Source organism: Streptosporangium sp. DT93 (assembly GCF_049844535.1).
Classification (GTDB): Bacteria; Actinomycetota; Actinomycetes; order Streptosporangiales; family Streptosporangiaceae; genus Streptosporangium.
The window spans coordinates 88928-108287 of record NZ_JBNCLF010000028.1 but is presented as its reverse complement, the minus strand read 5'-3'; the positions used below and the strand labels follow the sequence as shown (position 1 = coordinate 108287).

Sequence of the window (19360 nt, the reverse complement as noted above, 5' to 3'; positions counted from 1 at the left end):
CTGGCAGGAACTACTGGGAGTGGAACAGGTCGGCGCCGACGACAACTTCTTCACCCTCGGCGGCAACTCCCTGCACGGCATTCAGCTCGCCGCCCGCATCCGCGAACACCTGAACATCAACCTCGACCTACGCCATCTGTTCACCAGCCCCGTCCTGGAACAGTTCGCCACCCGGCTCGACGGAAGCGACGCCGACCATGCGGCCGTCGCCGACGACGTCACCGTGCTGCAGCCCGGAGGTAGTCGGCCACCGTTGTTCTTCGTGCACCCGGTCGGCGGGTCGGTGGCCCAGTACGTGCGGCTGGCACCGTTGCTCGGTGACGACCAGCCCTTTTACGCGATCGAGGATCCCGGACTACGCGGTGCTCCGAGCTCCGACGACCTGGCCGGGCGCGCCTCCGAATATATCGAGATCATTCGCCGGGTACGGCCGAGCGGGCCGTACCACCTCGGCGGCTGGTCGCTCGGCGGTGTTGTCGCCCTGGAGATGGCCGGGCAACTGGTCGACGCCGGTGAGGATGTCGCGATCGTCGTCGCGCTGGACAGCGGCCTACCCGGTGATCCGTACGTTCCCGACGATCTGGAGGTGCTCTCCGGCTTCGTAGGCGACCTCGCCGGCATCGCCGGGGTACGACCGCCGGACGTCGATCCCGAGCCGTTCCGGCACCTGGCCTGGGACGCGCTGGAGGAGCGAGCGCTGGCGGTGCTCGACGATGCGGGCCTGCTCCTCTCGGGCACGCGTGACGAGCTCCGGACGCGCATGCGGGTGTTCGGCACCAACACGAGGGCGGCGCTCTCGTACCGGCAGCGGGAGTACCCCGGACGGCTGGTGCTGATCAGCGCGGCCGGTCACGCCGCTGCGGACCTCGCCAGGTGGAGAGCGCTTTCGCCGGCCTTCGAGCATCGAACCGTATCGGGCGACCACTACAGCATGTTGCAACCGCCTCATCTGAACGAACTCGCCGGCGTGCTGCGCGACTGTCTCGAGGCGGTACGGGAGCGGCGCTGACAAAGCCCTTTCGCCGATGCGCCGATTGACCGGTGTCGTGTCAGGGCCGCGGTCGATCACCAAGCGGGTTCACCTCGGCCTGCCCGCAGTGGCAGTGCGCGTTTTCCGCACGACGATCGACCGGTGGCGGGGCCGGCGTTCGTCGGCGGGCTCGACGCGCCAGGTGCGGATCGATTCGGACGTCCCTATGGGCATAGGGACCGAGGTATTCACCTCGGTCCCTATTAGAGGGGACAGGTACACAGTGACACCAGCAACTTAGTGTCCTGGATAGGCAAATTACTTACTGTTTGCCGGTCCACGCCCGCCGTGGCACACGCATGCGGCAACGTACGGGCGCGACGTCCGAAGGACTAAGAGATGAGCGAGCTTGCCAACCTGACCATCATGGAGGTTGAGGCGCTGACCGATCTGGGCGGCGGCCTCAACCTCACCGACGGACACGCCCGGCTCGTCCTGTCTGCACAGCAGGCGGCCATCGTCGAGCGTATCCCCGACATGTTCACCGAGGCGTCCAACCGCCCCTTCCCGGACATCGAACGGGAGGCGCACGCCGCGTTCCTCGGCGCGATCGGACAGCACAGCGCGCCGATCGGCACCGGCCGGATCCTGAGCTGTTACTCCTCCACGCTGGCCACCGACATCGTGGCTCGCGCGCTGCCCGCCGGCGCGGTCATCGCGGTGCTGCACCCCACCTTCGACAACATCGCCGACCTTTTCATCACCAGGGGCCTGTCACTCGTTCCCCTGTTCGAGTCGGCCCTGCTCGCACAGGAGTGGCCCGAGCCTCCGGTGCGCGCGATCGTGGTGACCCACCCGAACAACCCGACCGGCCTCATCGTGCCCGAGGATCATCTGCGCTCGCTCGCGGAGCACGCCGTCCGCCACGGGCAGACGGTCATCATCGACGCCAGCTTCCGCGGCCAGGTACGTGAGGCCCAGTACGACACGTACGCGATTCTGGAGGCGGCAGGCGCGAGCTGGATCGTCATCGAGGACACCGGCAAGCTCTGGCCCGTGCACGAGCTCAAGATCGGACTGCTGGCGTACAGCGAGCGGACCAGGCTTCCCATCGAGCGCGCGTTCTCGGAGTCGTTGCTGGCCGCCTCACCGGTCGTCCTGAAGTTCGTCACGGCCCTGGCCGGCGACTGGGTGAACGGCGGCTACGAGCGAGCCCGGGCGCTGGTGGAGCGGAACCGTGCGGTGGTCCAGGAGACGATCAGGTCGGCCGGGCTGCGGCTGGCCGATCCCGATTCCCAGATCAGTGTCGCCCGGATCGGGCTTCCCGCGGGTGGCCCCGACTCTTCGGTGCTGTACAAGGAAATGGTCACCCGCGGCGTCCACGTGCTGCCGTGCACGCCGTTCCACTGGGCCGACCCGGAGGGCGGTCTGCGTTTCATCCGCATCTCGCTGGCGCGGCCGTTCGAGGTCGTCGAGCGCGGGGCGCGGACGCTGGCCCAGGCGTATCGCGACCTGTCCGTGGACGCCACCTGACATCGCGATCACTGGACGGGAGTTGTGGATCGATGAGTACAGATGCTCTGGCGCTGCACGAGGATGATCAGGCGGCCCTCGGCTACGACCCGTTCGACTACCGGATTCACGAGGATCCCTACCCCGTCTACGCCTGGATGCGAGAGCACGCGCCGCTGTACCGCAATGAGCAACGCGACTTCTGGGCCTTGTCCCGGCATGCCGACGTGGTGGCGGCGTTGCGCAATCCCAAGCTGTTCTCCAACCGTAACGGCATCTCCCTGGAGTCGGAGCTGTGGGGCCCGCACGCGGTGCAGACCAGCTTCTTCCTCGCCATGGATCCGCCCGAGCACGGTGCGTACCGTAGCCTCGTGGGGGCCGCGTTCGCACCGCGCAAGGTGGCGGCCCTGGAGTCGCGGATCCGCCAGCTCGCCCGGGAACGGCTGGAGCTGCTGCGTGACCAGGCGAGATTCGACTTCGCCGCCGACTACGCCGCCGCGCTGCCCAACGACGTGGTCTGCGAGATGCTCGGGGTTCCGGAAGCTGACTGGGACCAGATCCGCGCCGACACGGACCAGCTCAACCAGCGCGAGGACGGGTCGGAGGACCGGGGCCCGGGTTCCGTGGCCGCGGCCCTGCGGCTGGCCAACTACTTCGTCGAGCTGGTCGCCGACCTGCGCCGCCGCCCCGGGGCCGACCTGACGTCGGCCATGATCCAAGCCGAGGTCAACGGCGTCAGGCACACCGACACGCAGATCGTCGCGTTCCTGTTCCTGGTGATCAGCGCCGGCAACGAGTCCACCGGTAAGACCATCGGCAATGCCTGGTACCACGGCTGGGTGCACCCGGAGGTCCAGCGGGCGGGGCTGAACGGACGCGCCGACGACTGGGCCACCGAGACGCTACGTTACGACTCGGCGAGCCAGATGACCGCCCGTACCCTCACCAAGGACACGGTCATCCATGACGTCGAGCTGACGGAGGGCGCACGCATCGCGATCCTGCCCGCCGCCGGCAACCGCGACAGGCGGGTGTTCGCGGACCCGGAGCGATACGACCTGGACCGCGACACCAGCAAGCTGATCAGCTTCGGCCATGGCCCGCACCACTGCCTCGGCGCCGCGCTCGCCCGGCTCGAGATGCGGATCGCCCTTGAGGAGATCGGCGCGCTGGTGTCGGAGTACGAGATCGACATGACCAACACCCGGCGTGTGCACTCCCCGCACCAGCGCGGGTTCGCCTCCCTGCCGTGCGCGGTGACCCACCGGCCGAAGACGCGCCGGTGAAAGCGAACACGTCCAGTCATCGGGACAACTGATCTTTGGGGTCGACAATGAGCACTTCCCACGCTGATACCCGCAACAATCCCGACGACGGCGGAGCAGAGGTGGCGGTGCCCGCCAACGGGGTCCGCACGTTCACGATCGTCTGGTGCGGCCAGTTCGTCGCGGTGACGAGTCTGACGGTGCTCAACTTCGCGGCGGCCTTCTACTTCTACGAGCAGTACGCGTTGCCGTTCCTCGGCATCATGTTCGCCCTTCCCTTCGTTCCCTTTCTGGTGGCCTCTCCCTTCGCCGGCTCGCTGATCGACCGTTGGGGGCCGAGGCGCGCACTCCTGGTGAGCAACATCGGCGGCATCCTGCTCGCGGCCACCTTGGCCGTGCCGCTGTTCACGCACACCTTCTCGACGTGGCACGCGTTCGCCATCATCATGATCGTTCCCATTCTGAAGGCGCTGCTGCTGCCCGCTTTCGAGACGTCGGTGTCGCTGCTGGTGCCGAAGCGGCACATCGGCCGTGCGAACGGGACGCGGATGCTCGTGAACGGGATCGGCGCGGTGCTGGGGCCGATCGCCGCCGGACTCCTGCTCGATGCCATCGCCATCGAAGGAGTCGGGCTGCTGGTGGCCGTGTGCCTGGCCCTGGCCGTGCTGACCCTGGTGGCGGTACGGATCCCGCGAGCCCGGCAGGAGCATACGGCGGCCACCGGCGCGCTGATGTTGCTGGCCGAGTTCAGGGAGGCCTGGCACCATGTCCGGACCCGGCACGGACTGGTGGCGCTGCTGGTGTTCTTCGGTGTCATCAGCTTCGGTATCGGCTTCGTCGAGGTGCTGCTTCCCGACCTCGTCCTCGCCTTCGCCTCGGAGGGCGCGCTCGGCGTCGTTTTCGGGATCGGAACACTCGGCATGGTCGCCACCGGCGTGGCGATGACGGTGTGGGGCGGGCCTCGCCGCCGGGTCAACGGCATGCTCGGATACTCGCTGCTGTTCGCGGTGGCGATCGTCCTGGGTTCGCTGCGGCCGAACGTCACGTTGATCGCCGTCGCCGCCTTCCTCTTCCTGGGCACCACGTCGATCATCGTCGGCAACATCCATACCGTCTTGAACATCAAGGTGGAACCCCAGCGGCTGGGCCGGGTGATGGCCCTGAAGAACGTCATCTACGCCGGCCTGCTCATGCTCGGCAACGTCATGGCGGGAGTCCTCAGCGGTGTTTTCCAGCCACTGATCGGCGAGGACCAGGTCAAGTCGCGCTTCGTGGCGGTCCTGGTCGGCGACGGACCGAACCGAGGGTTGGCCCTGCTCATGATGGTGATCGGCGTGCTGCTCGCGCTCTGCACGGTGTACGCGTACCGGCACCGGCGGCTGAGCCGGCTGGAGGAGACCCTGCCTGACGTGACACCCGAGGATCTGGCGGCCGAGTCGGCGCGGCGGTGAAGGAGAAGACATGGCACCGCCCGCCTCCGGGTTCCGCACGTTCACCGTCCTGTGGTGCGGACAGTTCGTCTCGCTGACCGGATCGGCGCTTTCGGGTTTCGCCCTGGGCGTCTACGTCTACCAGATGACCGGTTCGGCCACGACGCTCGGCTTCATCTACGCGCTCTCCTCCCTGCCGTTCGTCCTCGCTTCCCCCTTCACAGGCTCGTTCGCGGACCGCTTCGGCGCCAGACGCGCACTACTGGTGGCCAACATCGGCTCCTTGCTCGTCATGCTGGTCCTGACAGCCGTGCTGTCCGCCGACGCCACCGCCGTGTGGCCGGTGTGCCTGGTCGTCGCCGCCCTCTCGGTGCTCGCCGCGCTGCAGGTGCCCGCGTTCGAGGCCTCGGTGCCGCTCCTCGTACCGAAACGGCACATCGGCCGGGCGAACGGGATGAGATTGATCGCGTTGGCGTCGAGCCAGGTCCTGGCGCCGGCGGCCGGTGGGTTCCTGCTCCTGGCCATCGGCATCGACGGGATCATCTTGATGGACTGCGTCTCGTTCGGCGCGGCGATTCTCACCCTGCTCTACGTCCGGATCCCAATGGCCCGTCAAGCCGCTGAGGCGACGCGCGCCGGGATGGCGACGCTGCTGAGGGACTTCTCGGTGGCGTGGCGGTATGTCGCGGTCCGGCGCGGGTTGCTGGCCCTGCTGGCCTTCATCGCGGCGCTGGAGTTCTGCGCCGGTTTCGTCGATGTGCTGATCGCCCCTCTCGTCCTCGCGTTCGCATCGTCAGGCGCCCTCGGCACCGTCTTGACGATCGGCGGCATCGGCATGGTCGCTGCCAGCCTGGCGATGACCGCATGGGGCGGCCCCCGGCGACGCGTACGAGGCATACTCGGGTGTTCGCTGGTGCTCGCGGTGGCCATCATCGCCGGCTCCCTGCGACCGAGCGTCGCGCTGATAGCCGTCGCCGCCTTCGTCTTCTTCGCCGACCTGGCGATCGTCATCGGCAGCAACCAGAGTCTGTGGCAGTCCAAGGTGGAACCCCATCTGCTCGGCCGGGTCATCGCACTACGGAACATGATCGCATCGGTTCCGCGATTGCTCGCGTTCGCCTTGGCGGGCCTGGCCGCCGATCACGTGTTCCTGCCTCTGGTCGGCCGGGACCAGGTCCGCTCGCCGCTCCTGGCAGCGGTGATCGGCGACGGCCCAGGCCGCGGGTTCGCCCTGTTGATGATGGTGATGGGTCTCCTGCTCGCCTTGTGCGTCGTAGTGGCCTACCTGTATCCCCGGCTGCGACATCTGGAGGACGAACTCCCCGACGTCACACCTGAGGATGTGACGTCCGAAGGGGGCACCGACCCGGTCGAGACCACAGAGCCAGGCTCCTCCGCCGGCGTGGAAGCCGTCGGGAAAGGGCCCTGAGCCCGGCAGACCGAGTCGCCCCCGCCATCCGTCCCCAAAAGCGGGGAGGCGCGACCTGCGCGCGCACGAGCCACCATGGCAAAGCGACACCATCTTGTGAGGAGGGCACGCCGTGCTCGAGGACGCCCAGCTCCGCGAATACCACGAAGACGGCTTCGTTGTCGTACCGGACGTGCTGACGCCGCGCGACGTGGCCCGGATCCGGAACGAGGTCGAGCGGCTCTACGGGGAGGATCATCCGGGCCGGGTCCTGGAGAAGGACGGCCGGACCATCCGCGGCGTCCACGGCTGCCACCAGTCGAGCGAGCTCTTCTCCCGCCTGGTCCGGTTGCCCGACCTGCTGGGACCCGCCGAACAACTGCTGAACGGCAAGGTGTACGTCTACCAGAGCAAGGTCAACGCCAAGCGGGCGTTGCACGGCGACGTGTGGCCATGGCACCAGGACTACATCTTCTGGGAACGCGAGGACGGCATGCCCGCGCCGTCGGTCACGAACGTCGCGCTCTTCCTTGATGACGCGACGCCCTACAACGGGCCGTTGCTGTTCGTGCCCGGCTCCCACCGGATGGGCACCGTACCCACCGAGCGGCGGCGGGACGGCGGCCAGAAGAGCTGGAAGTCGAACCTCGCGGCCGACCTGGACTACGCATTGACCGCCGAGCAACTGGCCTCACTGATCGCCCGGCTCGGGATACGGGCCGCGACGGGTGCCGCGGGAAGCCTGCTGCTGTTCGATCCCCGGCTGGTCCACGGCTCGGGCACCAACATGTCCCCCCACGACCGGCAGCTCGTCATCATCACCTACAACAGTGTCGACAACGTTCCGCGGGAGATGCCGAACCGCCGGCCGGAATTCCTGTCCGCGTCGGACACCACGCCGCTGGCCCCGCTGACCGGAGGGCTACGGCTGTGACACACCCGGCGTGCCCGCTCGCGTAGTTCTCACCCGGGCGGGCCGCACGCTGAGCGAGCGGGGCCTCGCCACGGCCTCTGATGCGGTCACTCGGCGGACGTGGCGTGCCCGGAATCGGTCGTGTCAGGCGCCTGTCGCGCCGCCCGGACCGACGCCGCCACATCGCGGACGGTACCACCGAGCAGATCGGTCACGGCGGGCCGTACGCGCAGCTTCTCCAGGCACTCGTCGAGCAGCTGGAAAGCGAGCAGGGAGTGGCCGCCGAGCTCGGCGAAGGTGTCCAGTACGCTGACGGGCCCGGTCTCCAGGACCCGGCGGTAGATGTCGACCAGGGCCGCCTCCACCTCGTCTGCGGGCGGCACAATCTTCCGTTCGCTGTCGACCAGCGTCTGCCAGACAGCGACCAGCGCTTCCTTGTCGATCTTTCCGTTCACGGTCGCCGGGATGCGCAGTACCGGCACGATCCGCTCGGGTCTCATGTGGTCGGCCACGACGGTGGCCACGTAATCGCTGAGCGCCACGACGTCCAGGTCGTCGACGCCGACCCGGCCGGCGGGTACCACGAAGGCGAGGAGACGGATCGGGGTGCCGTGCGCGATGACCGCGCAGTCGGCGACGGCCGGGTGCGCGGCGAGCACCGACTCGATCTCCCCGGGTTCGATGCGCAGCCCTCGGATCTTGATCTGCCTGTCGATACGGCCGAGGTGCTCCAGCACGCCGTCGTCCCGATACCGGCACAGGTCGCCGGTGCGGTACGTGCGCGACCCCGGCGCCCCGTAGGGGTCGGCGACGAACCGTTCGGCGGTGCGGCCCGGTGCGCGCCAGTACGCCTGTGCGAGGCCGACGTCACCACCGATGTACGCCTCACCCGGCATGCCGACGGGCACCAGGTCGAGGTTCTCATCCAGCAGGGTGATCCGGAAGTTGGCCGCGGGCCGTCCCAGCGGCACCGGGACGCCCTGTTCGACTGGAAGGATCATGTCGGTGACATTGCCCGCCTCGGTCGGGCCGTAGCAGTTCACCAGTTTCGCCGCAGGCAGTGTGGTGTAGAACGTGTCGCGGACGCGAGGGGTGACCGGCTCACCGCCGCACATCGCCCAGCGCAACGCGCCGGCCCGATCGGCCGTCACCTTCTCCAGGAACGGGGCCATCACGGTCGGCGGCAAGAAGATCATCGATACGTTGTGCTCCTCGACCAGCCGCGCGAGGCGCTGCGGGTCGCGGTGCCCGCCCGGCTCGCAGATCACGAGACGTGCGCCGTGATAGAGGGGCCAGAAGAGCTCCCAGATGGAGACGTCGAAGCCGGGGGAGGTCTTGAACACCGCGCAGTCATCAGGGCCGAACGGGTACCGGCTCTGCATCCAGGCCAGGTGCGCCAGCGCGCCGGAGGTCGGGTAGGCGACCCCTTTGGGACGGCCCGTGGTACCGGAGGTATAGAGAATGTTGAGCAGCCCGTCAGGCTCCCCGTCCACCGCCGGATCGTTCGCCGGACAGACCTCCCAGGAATCCCGCTCGGACTCGACGTCCACCGTGCGCCAGCCACCGTCCGGAACACGGCCGCGACAGACCGGGTCGGTGAGCACCTGTCCCGGTGCGACGTCTTCCAGCATGTACGCGAGCCGGGAGTCGGGCAGCTCGGCCTCGAGGGGAACATACACGGCACCGGTCTTGACGACGGCGTAGATGGCGACGACCTGGTGGACGCCGCGCTGCATGCAGATCCCGACGCGGCTGCCGGGACCGGCGCCCTGGCCGATGAGGAAGTGCGCCAGCCGGTTCGCCCGCTCGTTCAGCTCACGGTAGGTGAGCGTGGTGCCCTGCTCGTCGACCAGGGCGACGGCGTCGGGGGTGAGGCCCACCTGTGCCTCGAACGGCGCGGTCATCGTGGCGTGCCCTACCTCGGGTACGCCGTATGCGTTGAGCCCGCGCAGGATGCGGTCGCGCTCGGCGTCATCGATGAGGGGATGTGCCGTCATGGGCGTGTCGGGGTCGTTCACCAGGCAGGTGAGGAGCTGCACGAACGACCGGGCCCAGCACTGGGCGGTCGGCGCGTCGGCCGCGCTCGTCATGCTCTCGGCGTACAGGCGCCGGCTGTCCTGCGAGACCACGATCGTGACATCGGTCCCTTGGCCGGTGGCCGCGTCCGGTACCGCGGCGACCCATCGCTCCGAGGCCCGCCGCAGCGCGGTGCGGAAGGTGTCGGCCGGATCGACCGGCGCGGCCGAGGCCGGCGTGATGATCTCCCGCGCTCCCTGGAACACCTGAGCCCGGCGCGACCCACCGGGCCGCGACAGCCGCCGCGCCAGCACCGCGGCGCAGATCGACAGCGGTACGAGGTCGTCGACCTCGACGGCCGACGCCAGGGCGTGCAGCGCCCGTGCGAAGGCGGGCGGGATCATCACGGGGCCGACACATTCCGGCGGCATCGATGTCTTCCTCTCGCCGTCCGTCTCCGGGAGGCCTCGGACGGCCGGCTCGTTCGTCGCCAAGGGAATGGGTACCGGCGCAGCGACTGCGCGTTCGGCTGAGTGGCGGCTGCTGGTCACGGATGCTCCAATGGTCTGGATCTATCCTGCTCCTCAGTTAATCGAGCGGTTCTCGAGCCGGTCAACCCGAGGGTCCGTCCCAAGTTCGCAGGACAGCGGAGCCGCCCAGTCGCCCGTTCATGGGACTCCACCCGCCGCGCCACCCGCGCCTAGCGTCGGGATACGAGCCGCGGCCGCCACCCCGGCGACTCGCGACCGGAAAGGCGGGGCGGGAATCGTGCTTCGGACTGATGGACGCCTGCCGTGAGCGACATCGAGACCATGATGCGGCCACCGGCCGCCGGGCCGGGAGCCTGCGTCCTGGACCTGATTCGCGCGCGGGCGCGCGTGGACGGCGATCACGACGCGCTGGTCGACCTCGCCGGCACGGTGCCGCTGAGCTACGCGGGGCTGGTCGGCCGGGTGGACGCGCTGGCCCACCGGCTGCGTGCCTGCGGTGCCGGTCCGGAGCAACCGGTGGCCGTTCTGCTCGACCGCTCCGTCGACACGATCGTCGCGATGCTGGCGGTGCTCGCGGCCGGCGGCGCGTACAGCCCGCTGGACGTGACCGCGCCCGATGCGCGCGTCGCGGCGACCGTGCGGCATCTCGGTGCCCGGATGGTGATCGCCGACCACGCGAACGCCGACCGGCTGGGAGCCGGAGTCGTCGTGGTGCCTCCGGACGCGGAGGCCCCGCAGGAGCCCTTCGCGGCCGCCCCTCCCACCCCGGACACGCTTGCGTACGTCCTGCACACCTCCGGCTCGACCGGCGTGCCCAAGGGGGTCGCGATGACCCATCGCGGGCTCTCCCGGCTGATCCACTGGCAGCTCGCCAGCGGGACGCCCGGGCTGCGCACGCTGCAGTTCACCGCGACCTCCTTCGACGTGACGTTCCAGGAGGTGCTCTCGACGCTGGCGACCGGCGGATGCCTGGTCGTGGCCTCCGAGGAGGTGCGCCGCGACCCCGCCGCGCTGCTCGACACGATCACGGGTCAGCGGATCCAGCGGTTGTTCCTGCCATACGTGGCACTGCAGTTGATGGCCGTCACGGCCGGACGGCTTTCGGTGACCCCCCACTCCCTCCAGCACGTGATCACCGCCGGTGAGCGCCTGATCATCACCCCGGCGATCCGCGACCTCTTCGCCACGATCCCGGACTGCCGGTTGGACAACCACTACGGGCCCACCGAGGCGCATCTCGTCACCAGCCTCACCCTCCCCGAGGACCCGGCCTCCTGGCCGGCGATACCGTCCATCGGCGCTCCGGTGGAGGAGGTCTCCTGCCGGGTGCTCGACGATCGACTCCACGCCGTCCCGGACGGGGACGTCGGCGAGCTCTACGTCGGCGGGACCGGCCTGGCCCGGGGGTACCAGCACGATGCGGCCCGCACCGCGGAACGATTCGTGGCCAGCCCGTTCGCGCCGGGCGAGCGCCTGTACCGCACCGGCGACCTGGCCCGTGTTCGCGACGACGGGAACTACGAGTTCATCGGCCGTGCCGACAGGCAGCTCAAGGTGCGCGGCTTCCGGGTGGAGCCGGCCGAGGTGGAGGACGCGTTGCTGCGCCACCCCCGGGTCGAGGCGGCCGCGGTCGGGTTGCGCGAGGTCGCGGACGGCGTGTCCGTGCTCGTCGGGTACCTCCAGACCGACGGCCCGGTCTCCCACCGGGAGCTCACGGACCACGTGCGCGGCATACTGCCCGCCTACATGCTGCCATCGCGGTACGTCGACGTCGCCACGATGCCGCGGACGACCACAGGGAAGATCGACGCGAGGGCGCTGGCCGAGCTCGAGCTGCCGGCCGCGCCGGGCCTTGCGCCGGACGAGCCCGCCCCGGCCGCGCCGTCGCTCACCGACGTCGTCACCGCCATCTGGACCCGGGTGCTCGGCCACGACGAATTCGCGGGAGACGACGACTTCTTCGAAGTCGGCGGAGACTCGCTGCTCGCCACCTGGGTGGTCGCCGAGCTCGGCCAAGCCCTGAACCGGCCGGTCGAGCTGTCGCTGTTCCTGGAACACGGCACGGTCGACGACCTGGCGGGCGCACTGGGTTCGGTCGCATCGGCGCCCCGGCCACAGCACGGCTCATCACAGATCGTCACGCTTCGCCCCGGTCCCTCCAACCGCAGCCTGTACCTGGTGCACCCGCTCGGCGGCGAGCTTCTCGGCTACCGGGAACTGGCCCAGGCCTCGAACGCGCCGCTGCGGTTACTCGGCATCGGCTGGACGGGGGAGCCGCCCCCGTTCGGCAGCACGCTCGAAAAGATCGCCCGCCGGCACGTTGAGCAGTTGCGCACGATCGAGCCGGACGGCCCCTACCGGCTGGGCGGCTGGTCGTTCGGCGGCGTGCTGGCCTACGAGATGGCACAGCAGCTCGTCGCCGATGGAGCCACCGTGGACTTCCTGGGATTGTTCGACGCGAACCCGGTCATCGATCCCCTCACCGGCCTGCCGATGGCGCAGACACCGTTCCTGGGCCTGCTCGACACCGTGGTGGCGCGACTCGACGACCGGGCCACGACCGACGCGGACCTCGTCGAGCTGACGTCGACCGAGACCTGGGTCCAGCTCATGGGGGCGCCGATCGCGGCCGGCGCGTCCAGCGCCTACCTGCGGGCCGTACTGGAGACCGCCCGGACCTGTATGAACGCGGCGATGCGCTATCGGCCTCGGCCGTACCCCGGGCCGGTCCACCTCTTCCAGGCCGCCGCCACCGGCCCGGCACGCCGGGCCGAACTGGCCGCGGCCCTTCGGGAACTCTGCACGGGGCCCCTGACCGTCATCCCGATCGACGGCGACCACTGGACCTTCATCAGAGGAGAACACGTCATCGAGACGGCAGCGGAACTGGATGGCGCGCTGGAGCGTGTCGGTGGAGCAGGGAGTGCATAACGTGGATCTTGAAACCGATGCGAAGACCTTCGCCGAGCAGGGATACATCGGACCGTTCACCCTCTGGGAGCCGGAGGAGATGAAGGCCTGGTGGAAGGAGCAGCGAAGAGCACTGCTCGACCCGGCCAACGACGCGCGCAAGGTGTTCGACAATCCGGTGAACTACGACCGGCACCTGGACGTGTCCGGGCTCGGCAAACTCATCAGCGAACCGGAGATCGTCCGGCGGATGCAGGCCCTCATCGGCCCGGACGTCCTGTGCTGGCGCACCGAGTTCTTCCCCAAGAACCCCGGTGACTCCGGCACCGGATGGCACCAGGTGGAAACGTATGCGATCGGCGAGACGAGCCAGGGGATGCTGGAGGCCACGGAGCACTCGCCGACCAACCCGATGGAGCTGACCTGCTGGGTGGCGTTCACCGAGGCGGCCAAGGAGAACGCCTGCATGAAGGTCATCCCGGGCAGCCATCGCCAGTGGCGCTATGACGAGCGCGCGCCGATGAAGTGGAACGGCACGGCGCGTGACAACTCCTTCTTCGGCTACAACTACGACGACATCAAGATCGACAAAGACTGGAGCCCGGACCAGGAGAACGTCCGCCACCTGGAGATGCGCGCCGGCCAGTTCTTCATCTTCACCGCCCGCTGCATCCACGGCTCGAACCCCAACACCAGCCGGCGCCAGCGCATGGGCTTCGCGATCCGGGTGGTACCCACCCACGTGCGGGTCTACGGCGGGATGACCGAGTTCGACGAGTTCGGCCACCACTTCGATCTCGACCGGCACGGCTGCGTGCTCGTCGCCGGTAAGGACGACTACCGGCTCAACCGGGTGGCGGGTGAGAACGCGTGGGGCGAGCGGTTCACCACTCTCGAAAGGGCGTGACCAGATGCGAACCCGATACGTGACCACCACCGCGCTCGACGAGGACCGGCTCGCGAAGGACCTCGAACAGAGCGCGTCGTTCCACTACTCCGAGGCATACAGCAACTACCTCATCGGCGGCCCATGGAAGAGTGCCATGTTGTGGGCCACCGGCGGGGACAGCGGTACCGGGGTGCTCACCAACTACGCCTACGAACAGCACTCCACCTTCACCGAGTACGGCGGCCAGCTCCCGTACATCCAAGAGCTCATCACGAACGTGGCCGATCTGAGCCGGCTGCAGTTCGTCCGGTTGGCCGTGTTCTCCGACAGTGTGATCGTCCCGCACCGCGACTTCCTCGAGCTGTCCGACGTGCCCGAGGACGCGCGGTCGGCCCACCGTCTGCACATCCCGCTCATCACGCACGAGAACTGCTTCTTCAGCGAGGACAACATCGTCTACCGGATGCGCGCGGGTGAGATCTGGTACTTCGACGCGGCCCGGATCCACTCGGTGGCGTCGCTTTCCAGCGCGCCACGGATCCACCTCATCTTCGACTTCGCCGACCGGCCCGGCGCCGGGCCCCTGGTCATGGGGGAACCGGAGGGGGAAGGCGACGGTATTCCGGCTGACCGCCGGGTGGAGCGGCCACCGCTGCCCGACGCCGAGCGCGCCAACCTGCTGCGCCTGGCGGACGTGCTCACCATGGACAACTTCCGCGAGATCTTCAGCATCGTCATCAAGACGCACTTCCGGTGGGACGGCGGCGAGAACTTCGCCTGGGACACGATGCTCGAGCTCGCCCGCGCCTGCAAGCACCCGGCCGTCCTGCCGCACACCAGCGAGCTGTTGCGCTACTACACCCTGGATCGATCCGGTAGTAAGGAGTGACGAGCATGACCACAACGCTGTCGTTCGGCGACCGTCTGGCCGGGAGCCCGGTGCACCGGAAGTTCCAGGACCACCCGTTCTTCGCGGCCGTCGACACCGCCGACCTGACCAAGGAGCAGGTCGCCATCCTCATCGAGCAGTGGTGGCACCCGCTGCACTACTTCCCGACCTTTCTCGCCCGCTGCGTGGCGGTCCTGCCCGACATCGCCTCGAAGAGCGCGATCACCCGCATCCTCAACCAGGAGGCCGGGGGCGGCGTGGTCTCCCAGGCACACGAGGTCATCTACGGCGACTCGATGGAGAAATGCGGATTCGACCGGGAACGGGTCACCGGGACCGAGCCGTACGCGGAGACCGCGGCCCTCGTCGAGGGGTACCGGAACGCGTCGGACGGCCGGGAGAGCGCACTCGGGTTCATCTTCGCCACCGAGACCACCGACCTGCTCATGGTGTCCAGCATCGGTAAGGCGATCGAGCGGACCACCGGCATCACCGACAACGAGTGGGTCACCATCCACATCGAGCAGGAACCGGACCACGTCGAGGAGGCCAACCACGCGCTGCTCTCGAACTTCAGCGCCGAGCAGGAGGACGCCGTCCTGCGGGCGGCCAACGAGATGTGGAAGCTGTGGACGGCGTTCTTCGACCGACTCGTCGTGGAGACCGGCATCACACTGCCCGCACCGGCGAGGTGAGCCGTGGAAGACGTACGGAGCACCTATCTGCGCTTCCCCTCCTGGACGCAACACTTCTGGACCTGGCAGACCGGGAAGGCCCTGCCCGGGCAGAAGCCGATGATCCGGCACACCTGGGCGTCCTACCTGGCCGTGACGCTCGCCGTGTTCTTCGCGGGCCTGACCGTCTCGACGCTCGCCGTGGCGCTCATGTTCCCGCTGTGGTACCTGGCGCTGCCGGTGGGGTGGCTGCTCACGGTCAACGGAGAGCGGTTGATGGTCCTGGTCATCGCGCACCAGGCGCTGCATCGGCGCTTTTCGGGCAGCTCACGCGGGGACGCGTTCTGGGGTGAGGTCGTGACGGTGCTCTCCGTCTTCCACACCTTCCGCGATTTCAAAGAGGAGCACTTCGACAACCACCACAGGCGGGAGGTCTTCGCGACGGAGGCCGACCCGCCGGTGCAGTTCCTGATCGATCTCGGGTTCCGGCCCGGGCTCAGCCGGACGGCGCTGTGGCGTCGCGCATGGGTCGTTTTCTTCTCGCCGCTCTTCTACTGGAACGGCTTCCTCGGCCGGACCAGAAGCAACCTCAAGGGCCGCGGCTGGCGGATCGTCGGATTCGCGACATGGATGGGATGGTGGCTCTCCCTGCCGTTCTGGATGCCGAACGGCGTGCTCGTGGTGGTGCTCGCGTTCGTGGTACCGGTCGTGCTGTTCGCGCAGCTGAGCGCGTTGCTGGACCGGCTGGGGGAGCACGAGTGGCTGGCACCGCGCAACCCCGCGTTCGGCCACCGCTTCTACACGGTGGCCAACACCTCGGCCAGATACTGCGGGGCTCCGGTCCCGCCCGCCGGCCTGCCTATCGGTACGCGGCTGCCGGCGTGGATCCGCTGGATCGCGCTCACCGTGTGCTACCACCTGCCCTCGCGGCTCCTCGTCGTGGTGGGGGACCTGCCCAACCACGACTACCACCACCGGTATCCGTCCACTTCGGAGTGGACCATGGCCGCCTACGCGCGCCAGCAGGACATCGACACCGGGCCGGAGGGACCGCCATACCGGGAGGTCTGGGGCATGGGCGCGGCGATCGATCAGATGTTCCACACCTTGTCAGGCCGGGGGGAGAACCGCGAGGATGCGCTTTCGAATCGTTGACACCTTCACCGACAAACGGTTCGCCGGCAATCCGGCCGCCGTCGTCGAGGTACCGCGCTTCCCGCCCGTCAGCGTGATGCAGCGCACCGCGTACCTGATCGGCCTTCCGACGTCGGCGTTCGTCGAGCCGATCGCACCCGCCCAGTACCGGGTGCGCTGGTTCACCCCGTACAAGGAGATCAACCTGTGCGGGCACGCCACGATCGCCAGCGCGCGCCACCTGTTCGCGGCGGCGGGAAACGCCGGCCACAGCAAGCTCACGTTCGTGTCGGACAACGGCGTCCTGCACACCGAGCGGGTCGGTGAACTGATCGCCATCGACCTGCCCAAGGCCGAGATCGCCCTCGCCGAACCGCCACCCGGGTTGCTCGAGGCCCTCGGCACGGACGCGGTGGCCTGCGCGGTGTCGAGCGACGACATCCTCATCGAGGTCGAGTCGGCCGCGGCCGTCGCGGCCGTCCGCCCGGATTTCACGGCACTGGCCAGACAGCCGTTCCGGGGCCACATCGTCACCGCGCGAGCGGCCTCGGACGCCGACTTCGTCTCGCGCACGTTCTTCCCCTCACTCGGCGTGAACGAAGACCAGGTGTGCGTCACCGCGCACTGCAAACTCGCGCCGTACTGGGCGCCGCGGCTGGGCAAGGGCCGGCTCAAGGCGCTGCAGCTCTCCGAACGCGGCGGCCGCCTCGAGGTGGAGGACGCAGGGGCCCGAGTCCGGGTACTCGGCACGGCCGTACTGCGGGACGAGGACCACATGACCGTGCTCGACGACGAGATCGACACACGAAAGGGCACGCTCAGATGAGCGTGCGCACCATCGCGTTGCTACTTCTCGATCTTGTGATCATCGTGGGACTGGCGCGGCTGCTCGGCATGCTCGCCCGCCGGCTCGGCCAGCCCGCGGTGATCGGAGAGATCCTGGGCGGCATCCTGCTCGGGCCGACGCTGTTCGGCGGCGGGATATCCAGGACACTCTTTCCCGGTGAGGTGCGGCCGCCGCTGACCATGCTGGCCGACGTCGGCGTCTGCCTGTTCATGTTTTTCATCGGCCTGCATCTGGACCACAAGCTGCTACGCGGCCAGAGCCGGACGGCCGTCGCCGTGTCGCTCGGCGCGATCCTGCTGCCGTTCGGTCTCGGCGTCCTGCTGGCGCTCCACCTCGCCGACGGCCAGGGCGCCGGCAACCGGCTCGCTTTCGCACTGTTCATGGGCGCTGCGATGGCGGTCACCGCGTTCCCCGTCCTGGCCCGCATCCTGACCGACAACGGCCTGCTCAACACGCCCATCGGCGGGCTGGCGCTGGCCTGCGCCGCGGTGGGTGACGTGCTCGCGTGGGCGCTCCTCGCCGTCGTGGCGGCACTGGCCGGTGGCGGCGGCCATCCGTGGCGCGTCCTGTTGGTGGTGCCCTTCGCCATCCTCCTGCTGCGGGTGCTACGACCGCTGCTGGCCCGGCTGGCCGCGCGCCGGGAGGTGACCGGCCCGCTGGCCGGCGTCGGCGTGCTGGCCGCGGTGACGGCCGGGCTGCTGCTGTCGGTGCAGGCGACCACCTGGATGGGCCTGCACGCCATCTTCGGCGCCTTCCTCTTCGGCGCCGCCATGCCGCGCGAGGGCGCCTCGATGCTGCGCGAGCGGGTGCTGCCACGGATCGAGTGGACCTGCACCGTCCTGCTGCTGCCGGTCTTCTTCATGGTCGCCGGCCTCAAGGTCGATCTGTCCAGGCTGGATGTGGTCGCGTTCGGCGAGCTGGCGCTGATCCTGCTGGTGGCGATCGGTGGCAAGTTCGGGGGGGCGTACCTGGGCGGGCGGCTCACCGGCGTGCGCCCTCGCCACTCGGCGGTCCTGGGCATCCTGATCAACACCCGCGGCCTCACCGAGTTGATCGTGCTGGCCGTCGGGCTCCAACTCGGCGTGCTGACGCCAAAGCTGTACTCCCTGATGATGGTGATGGCTCTGGTCACGACCGCCATGACCGGTGTCCTACTGCGAATCGTGTACCCCGAGCGCAGGATCGTCGAGGACATGGCGCCCCCGACCCGCACGTTCCCCGAGGAGGCAGTGCCATGAGGGGATCCCAGGCGAAGACCGGCTGGTTGCAGCGTGAACCGTCGCCGACGGCGGCCGCGAGGGTGTTCTGCATTCCCCATGCCGGCTGCGGCACCGGAGTGTTCCGCAACTGGCCCGAGGAACAGGGCTTCGTCGAGTTCCTGCCCGTGGAGCTGCCCGGCCGGTTGAGCCGCTTCGGTGAGACGATGCCGGCGACCTTCGAAGAGCTGGCCCATGACATGATCACCGGCCTCGGACGCCACCTGGACGTGCCGTTCGCCTTCTTCGGTCACTGCTGGTCGGCGCTCGTCGCCTACGAGGTGACCGCCCAGCTCCAACGCGCCGGTGGGCCGGCGGCGACGCGACTGTTCGTCTCCTCCCAACTTGCCCCGCAGGACGGGCCGGTGGGGCGGATGCTCGGCATGGACGAGGCGGAACTCGCCGCGGAGCTGGAGACGATGATCCGCGACCAGGGCAGCAGGCCGCACCCCGAGCTGGTGGCCATCTACCTCAAGGTGCTGCGCGCCGACGTCGAGATGAGCCGGCGATACGTCGTCCCCGACCCGCTTCGGCTCACCTGCCCGATCACGGCGATCGGCTGGACAGAGGACAGCGAGGTCCGCCCCGGCCAGATGGCCGGCTGGCCGGTCTGCGGCGACACCGCCTTCGAGGTCTTCACCGGCCGCCACAACAGGTTCGTCGACGCGCCGCCGGAGCTCTTAAAGGCTCTGTATGCCGGCGTGGTCGACCGGAACTGTCCCGACTTCACGTGACATCACGACGAGCAGGACGCAC

General features: G+C 68.9%; 15 protein-coding genes. 14 read left to right on the top strand and 1 reads right to left on the bottom strand.

Annotated features, from left to right (window positions below; all coding sequences use genetic code 11):
* The 6 genes from ACLQ2R_RS36830 to ACLQ2R_RS36805 all read left to right on the top strand — a co-directional run.
* A partial coding sequence (locus tag ACLQ2R_RS36830) for an alpha/beta fold hydrolase (RefSeq protein WP_425966048.1) occupies nt 1-1009 on the top strand: 1009 nt, incomplete at its 5' end.
* A 360-nt stretch (nt 1010-1369) separates the two neighbouring features.
* Nucleotides 1370-2503 (top strand): aminotransferase class I/II-fold pyridoxal phosphate-dependent enzyme, encoded by a 1134-nt coding sequence (locus ACLQ2R_RS36825; RefSeq protein WP_425966047.1) that lies wholly within the window; start codon nt 1370-1372, stop codon nt 2501-2503.
* Between the two features lie 32 nt (nt 2504-2535).
* On the top strand, nt 2536-3768 hold the full coding sequence (locus ACLQ2R_RS36820; RefSeq protein ID WP_425966046.1) for a cytochrome P450: 1233 nt from the start codon (nt 2536-2538) through the stop codon (nt 3766-3768).
* Nucleotides 3769-3815: 47 nt separating this feature from the next.
* Entirely contained in the window at nt 3816-5198 is a 1383-nt protein-coding gene (locus tag ACLQ2R_RS36815; RefSeq protein WP_425966045.1) for an MFS transporter, read from the top strand.
* A 10-nt stretch (nt 5199-5208) separates the two neighbouring features.
* Nucleotides 5209-6606, top strand: a complete 1398-nt coding sequence (locus ACLQ2R_RS36810) for an MFS transporter (protein ID WP_425966044.1) — start codon at nt 5209-5211, stop codon at nt 6604-6606.
* Between the two features lie 112 nt (nt 6607-6718).
* On the top strand, nt 6719-7519 hold the full coding sequence (locus tag ACLQ2R_RS36805; protein WP_425966043.1) for a phytanoyl-CoA dioxygenase family protein: 801 nt from the start codon (nt 6719-6721) through the stop codon (nt 7517-7519).
* A gap of 86 nt (nt 7520-7605) precedes the next feature.
* Here ACLQ2R_RS36805 and ACLQ2R_RS36800 read toward each other — a convergent pair whose 3' ends face one another.
* On the bottom strand, nt 7606-9918 hold the full coding sequence (locus ACLQ2R_RS36800) for a non-ribosomal peptide synthetase (protein WP_425966051.1): 2313 nt from the start codon (nt 9916-9918) through the stop codon (nt 7606-7608).
* Between the two features lie 390 nt (nt 9919-10308).
* Between ACLQ2R_RS36800 and ACLQ2R_RS36795 the strand changes: the two genes are divergently transcribed.
* Genes ACLQ2R_RS36795 through ACLQ2R_RS36760 form a run of 8 tightly spaced genes read left to right on the top strand, consistent with a single transcriptional unit; the run spans nt 10309 to nt 19338 of the window.
* Complete coding sequence (locus ACLQ2R_RS36795; protein ID WP_425966042.1) at nt 10309-12936, top strand: amino acid adenylation domain-containing protein; 2628 nt, start codon at nt 10309-10311, stop codon at nt 12934-12936.
* 1 nt (nt 12937) lies between these two features.
* Nucleotides 12938-13822: a chlorinating enzyme gene (locus tag ACLQ2R_RS36790; protein WP_425966041.1), complete on the top strand. Its 885-nt coding sequence runs from the start codon at nt 12938-12940 to the stop codon at nt 13820-13822.
* 4 nt (nt 13823-13826) lie between these two features.
* On the top strand, nt 13827-14693 hold the full coding sequence (locus tag ACLQ2R_RS36785; RefSeq protein WP_425966040.1) for an aspartyl/asparaginyl beta-hydroxylase domain-containing protein: 867 nt from the start codon (nt 13827-13829) through the stop codon (nt 14691-14693).
* A gap of 5 nt (nt 14694-14698) precedes the next feature.
* Nucleotides 14699-15388 carry a TenA family transcriptional regulator gene (locus ACLQ2R_RS36780; protein WP_425966039.1) on the top strand — a complete coding sequence of 230 codons (690 nt, stop codon included), beginning with the start codon at nt 14699-14701 and terminating at the stop codon, nt 15386-15388.
* 3 nt (nt 15389-15391) lie between these two features.
* The gene (locus ACLQ2R_RS36775) at nt 15392-16522 is read left to right on the top strand and encodes a hypothetical protein (protein WP_425966038.1); all 1131 of its coding nucleotides are present in this window, start codon (nt 15392-15394) and stop codon (nt 16520-16522) included.
* Nucleotides 16503-17327, top strand: coding sequence for a PhzF family phenazine biosynthesis protein (locus ACLQ2R_RS36770; RefSeq protein ID WP_425966037.1), 825 nt, complete (start codon nt 16503-16505; stop codon nt 17325-17327). The genes ACLQ2R_RS36775 and ACLQ2R_RS36770 overlap by 20 nt, the downstream gene beginning before the upstream one ends.
* On the top strand, nt 17324-18586 hold the full coding sequence (locus ACLQ2R_RS36765; protein WP_425966036.1) for a cation:proton antiporter: 1263 nt from the start codon (nt 17324-17326) through the stop codon (nt 18584-18586). Before ACLQ2R_RS36770 ends, ACLQ2R_RS36765 begins: the two co-directional genes overlap by 4 nt.
* Nucleotides 18583-19338 carry a thioesterase II family protein gene (locus ACLQ2R_RS36760; RefSeq protein ID WP_425966035.1) on the top strand — a complete coding sequence of 252 codons (756 nt, stop codon included), beginning with the start codon at nt 18583-18585 and terminating at the stop codon, nt 19336-19338. Before ACLQ2R_RS36765 ends, ACLQ2R_RS36760 begins: the two co-directional genes overlap by 4 nt.
* Nucleotides 19339-19360: the final 22 nt, after the last annotated feature.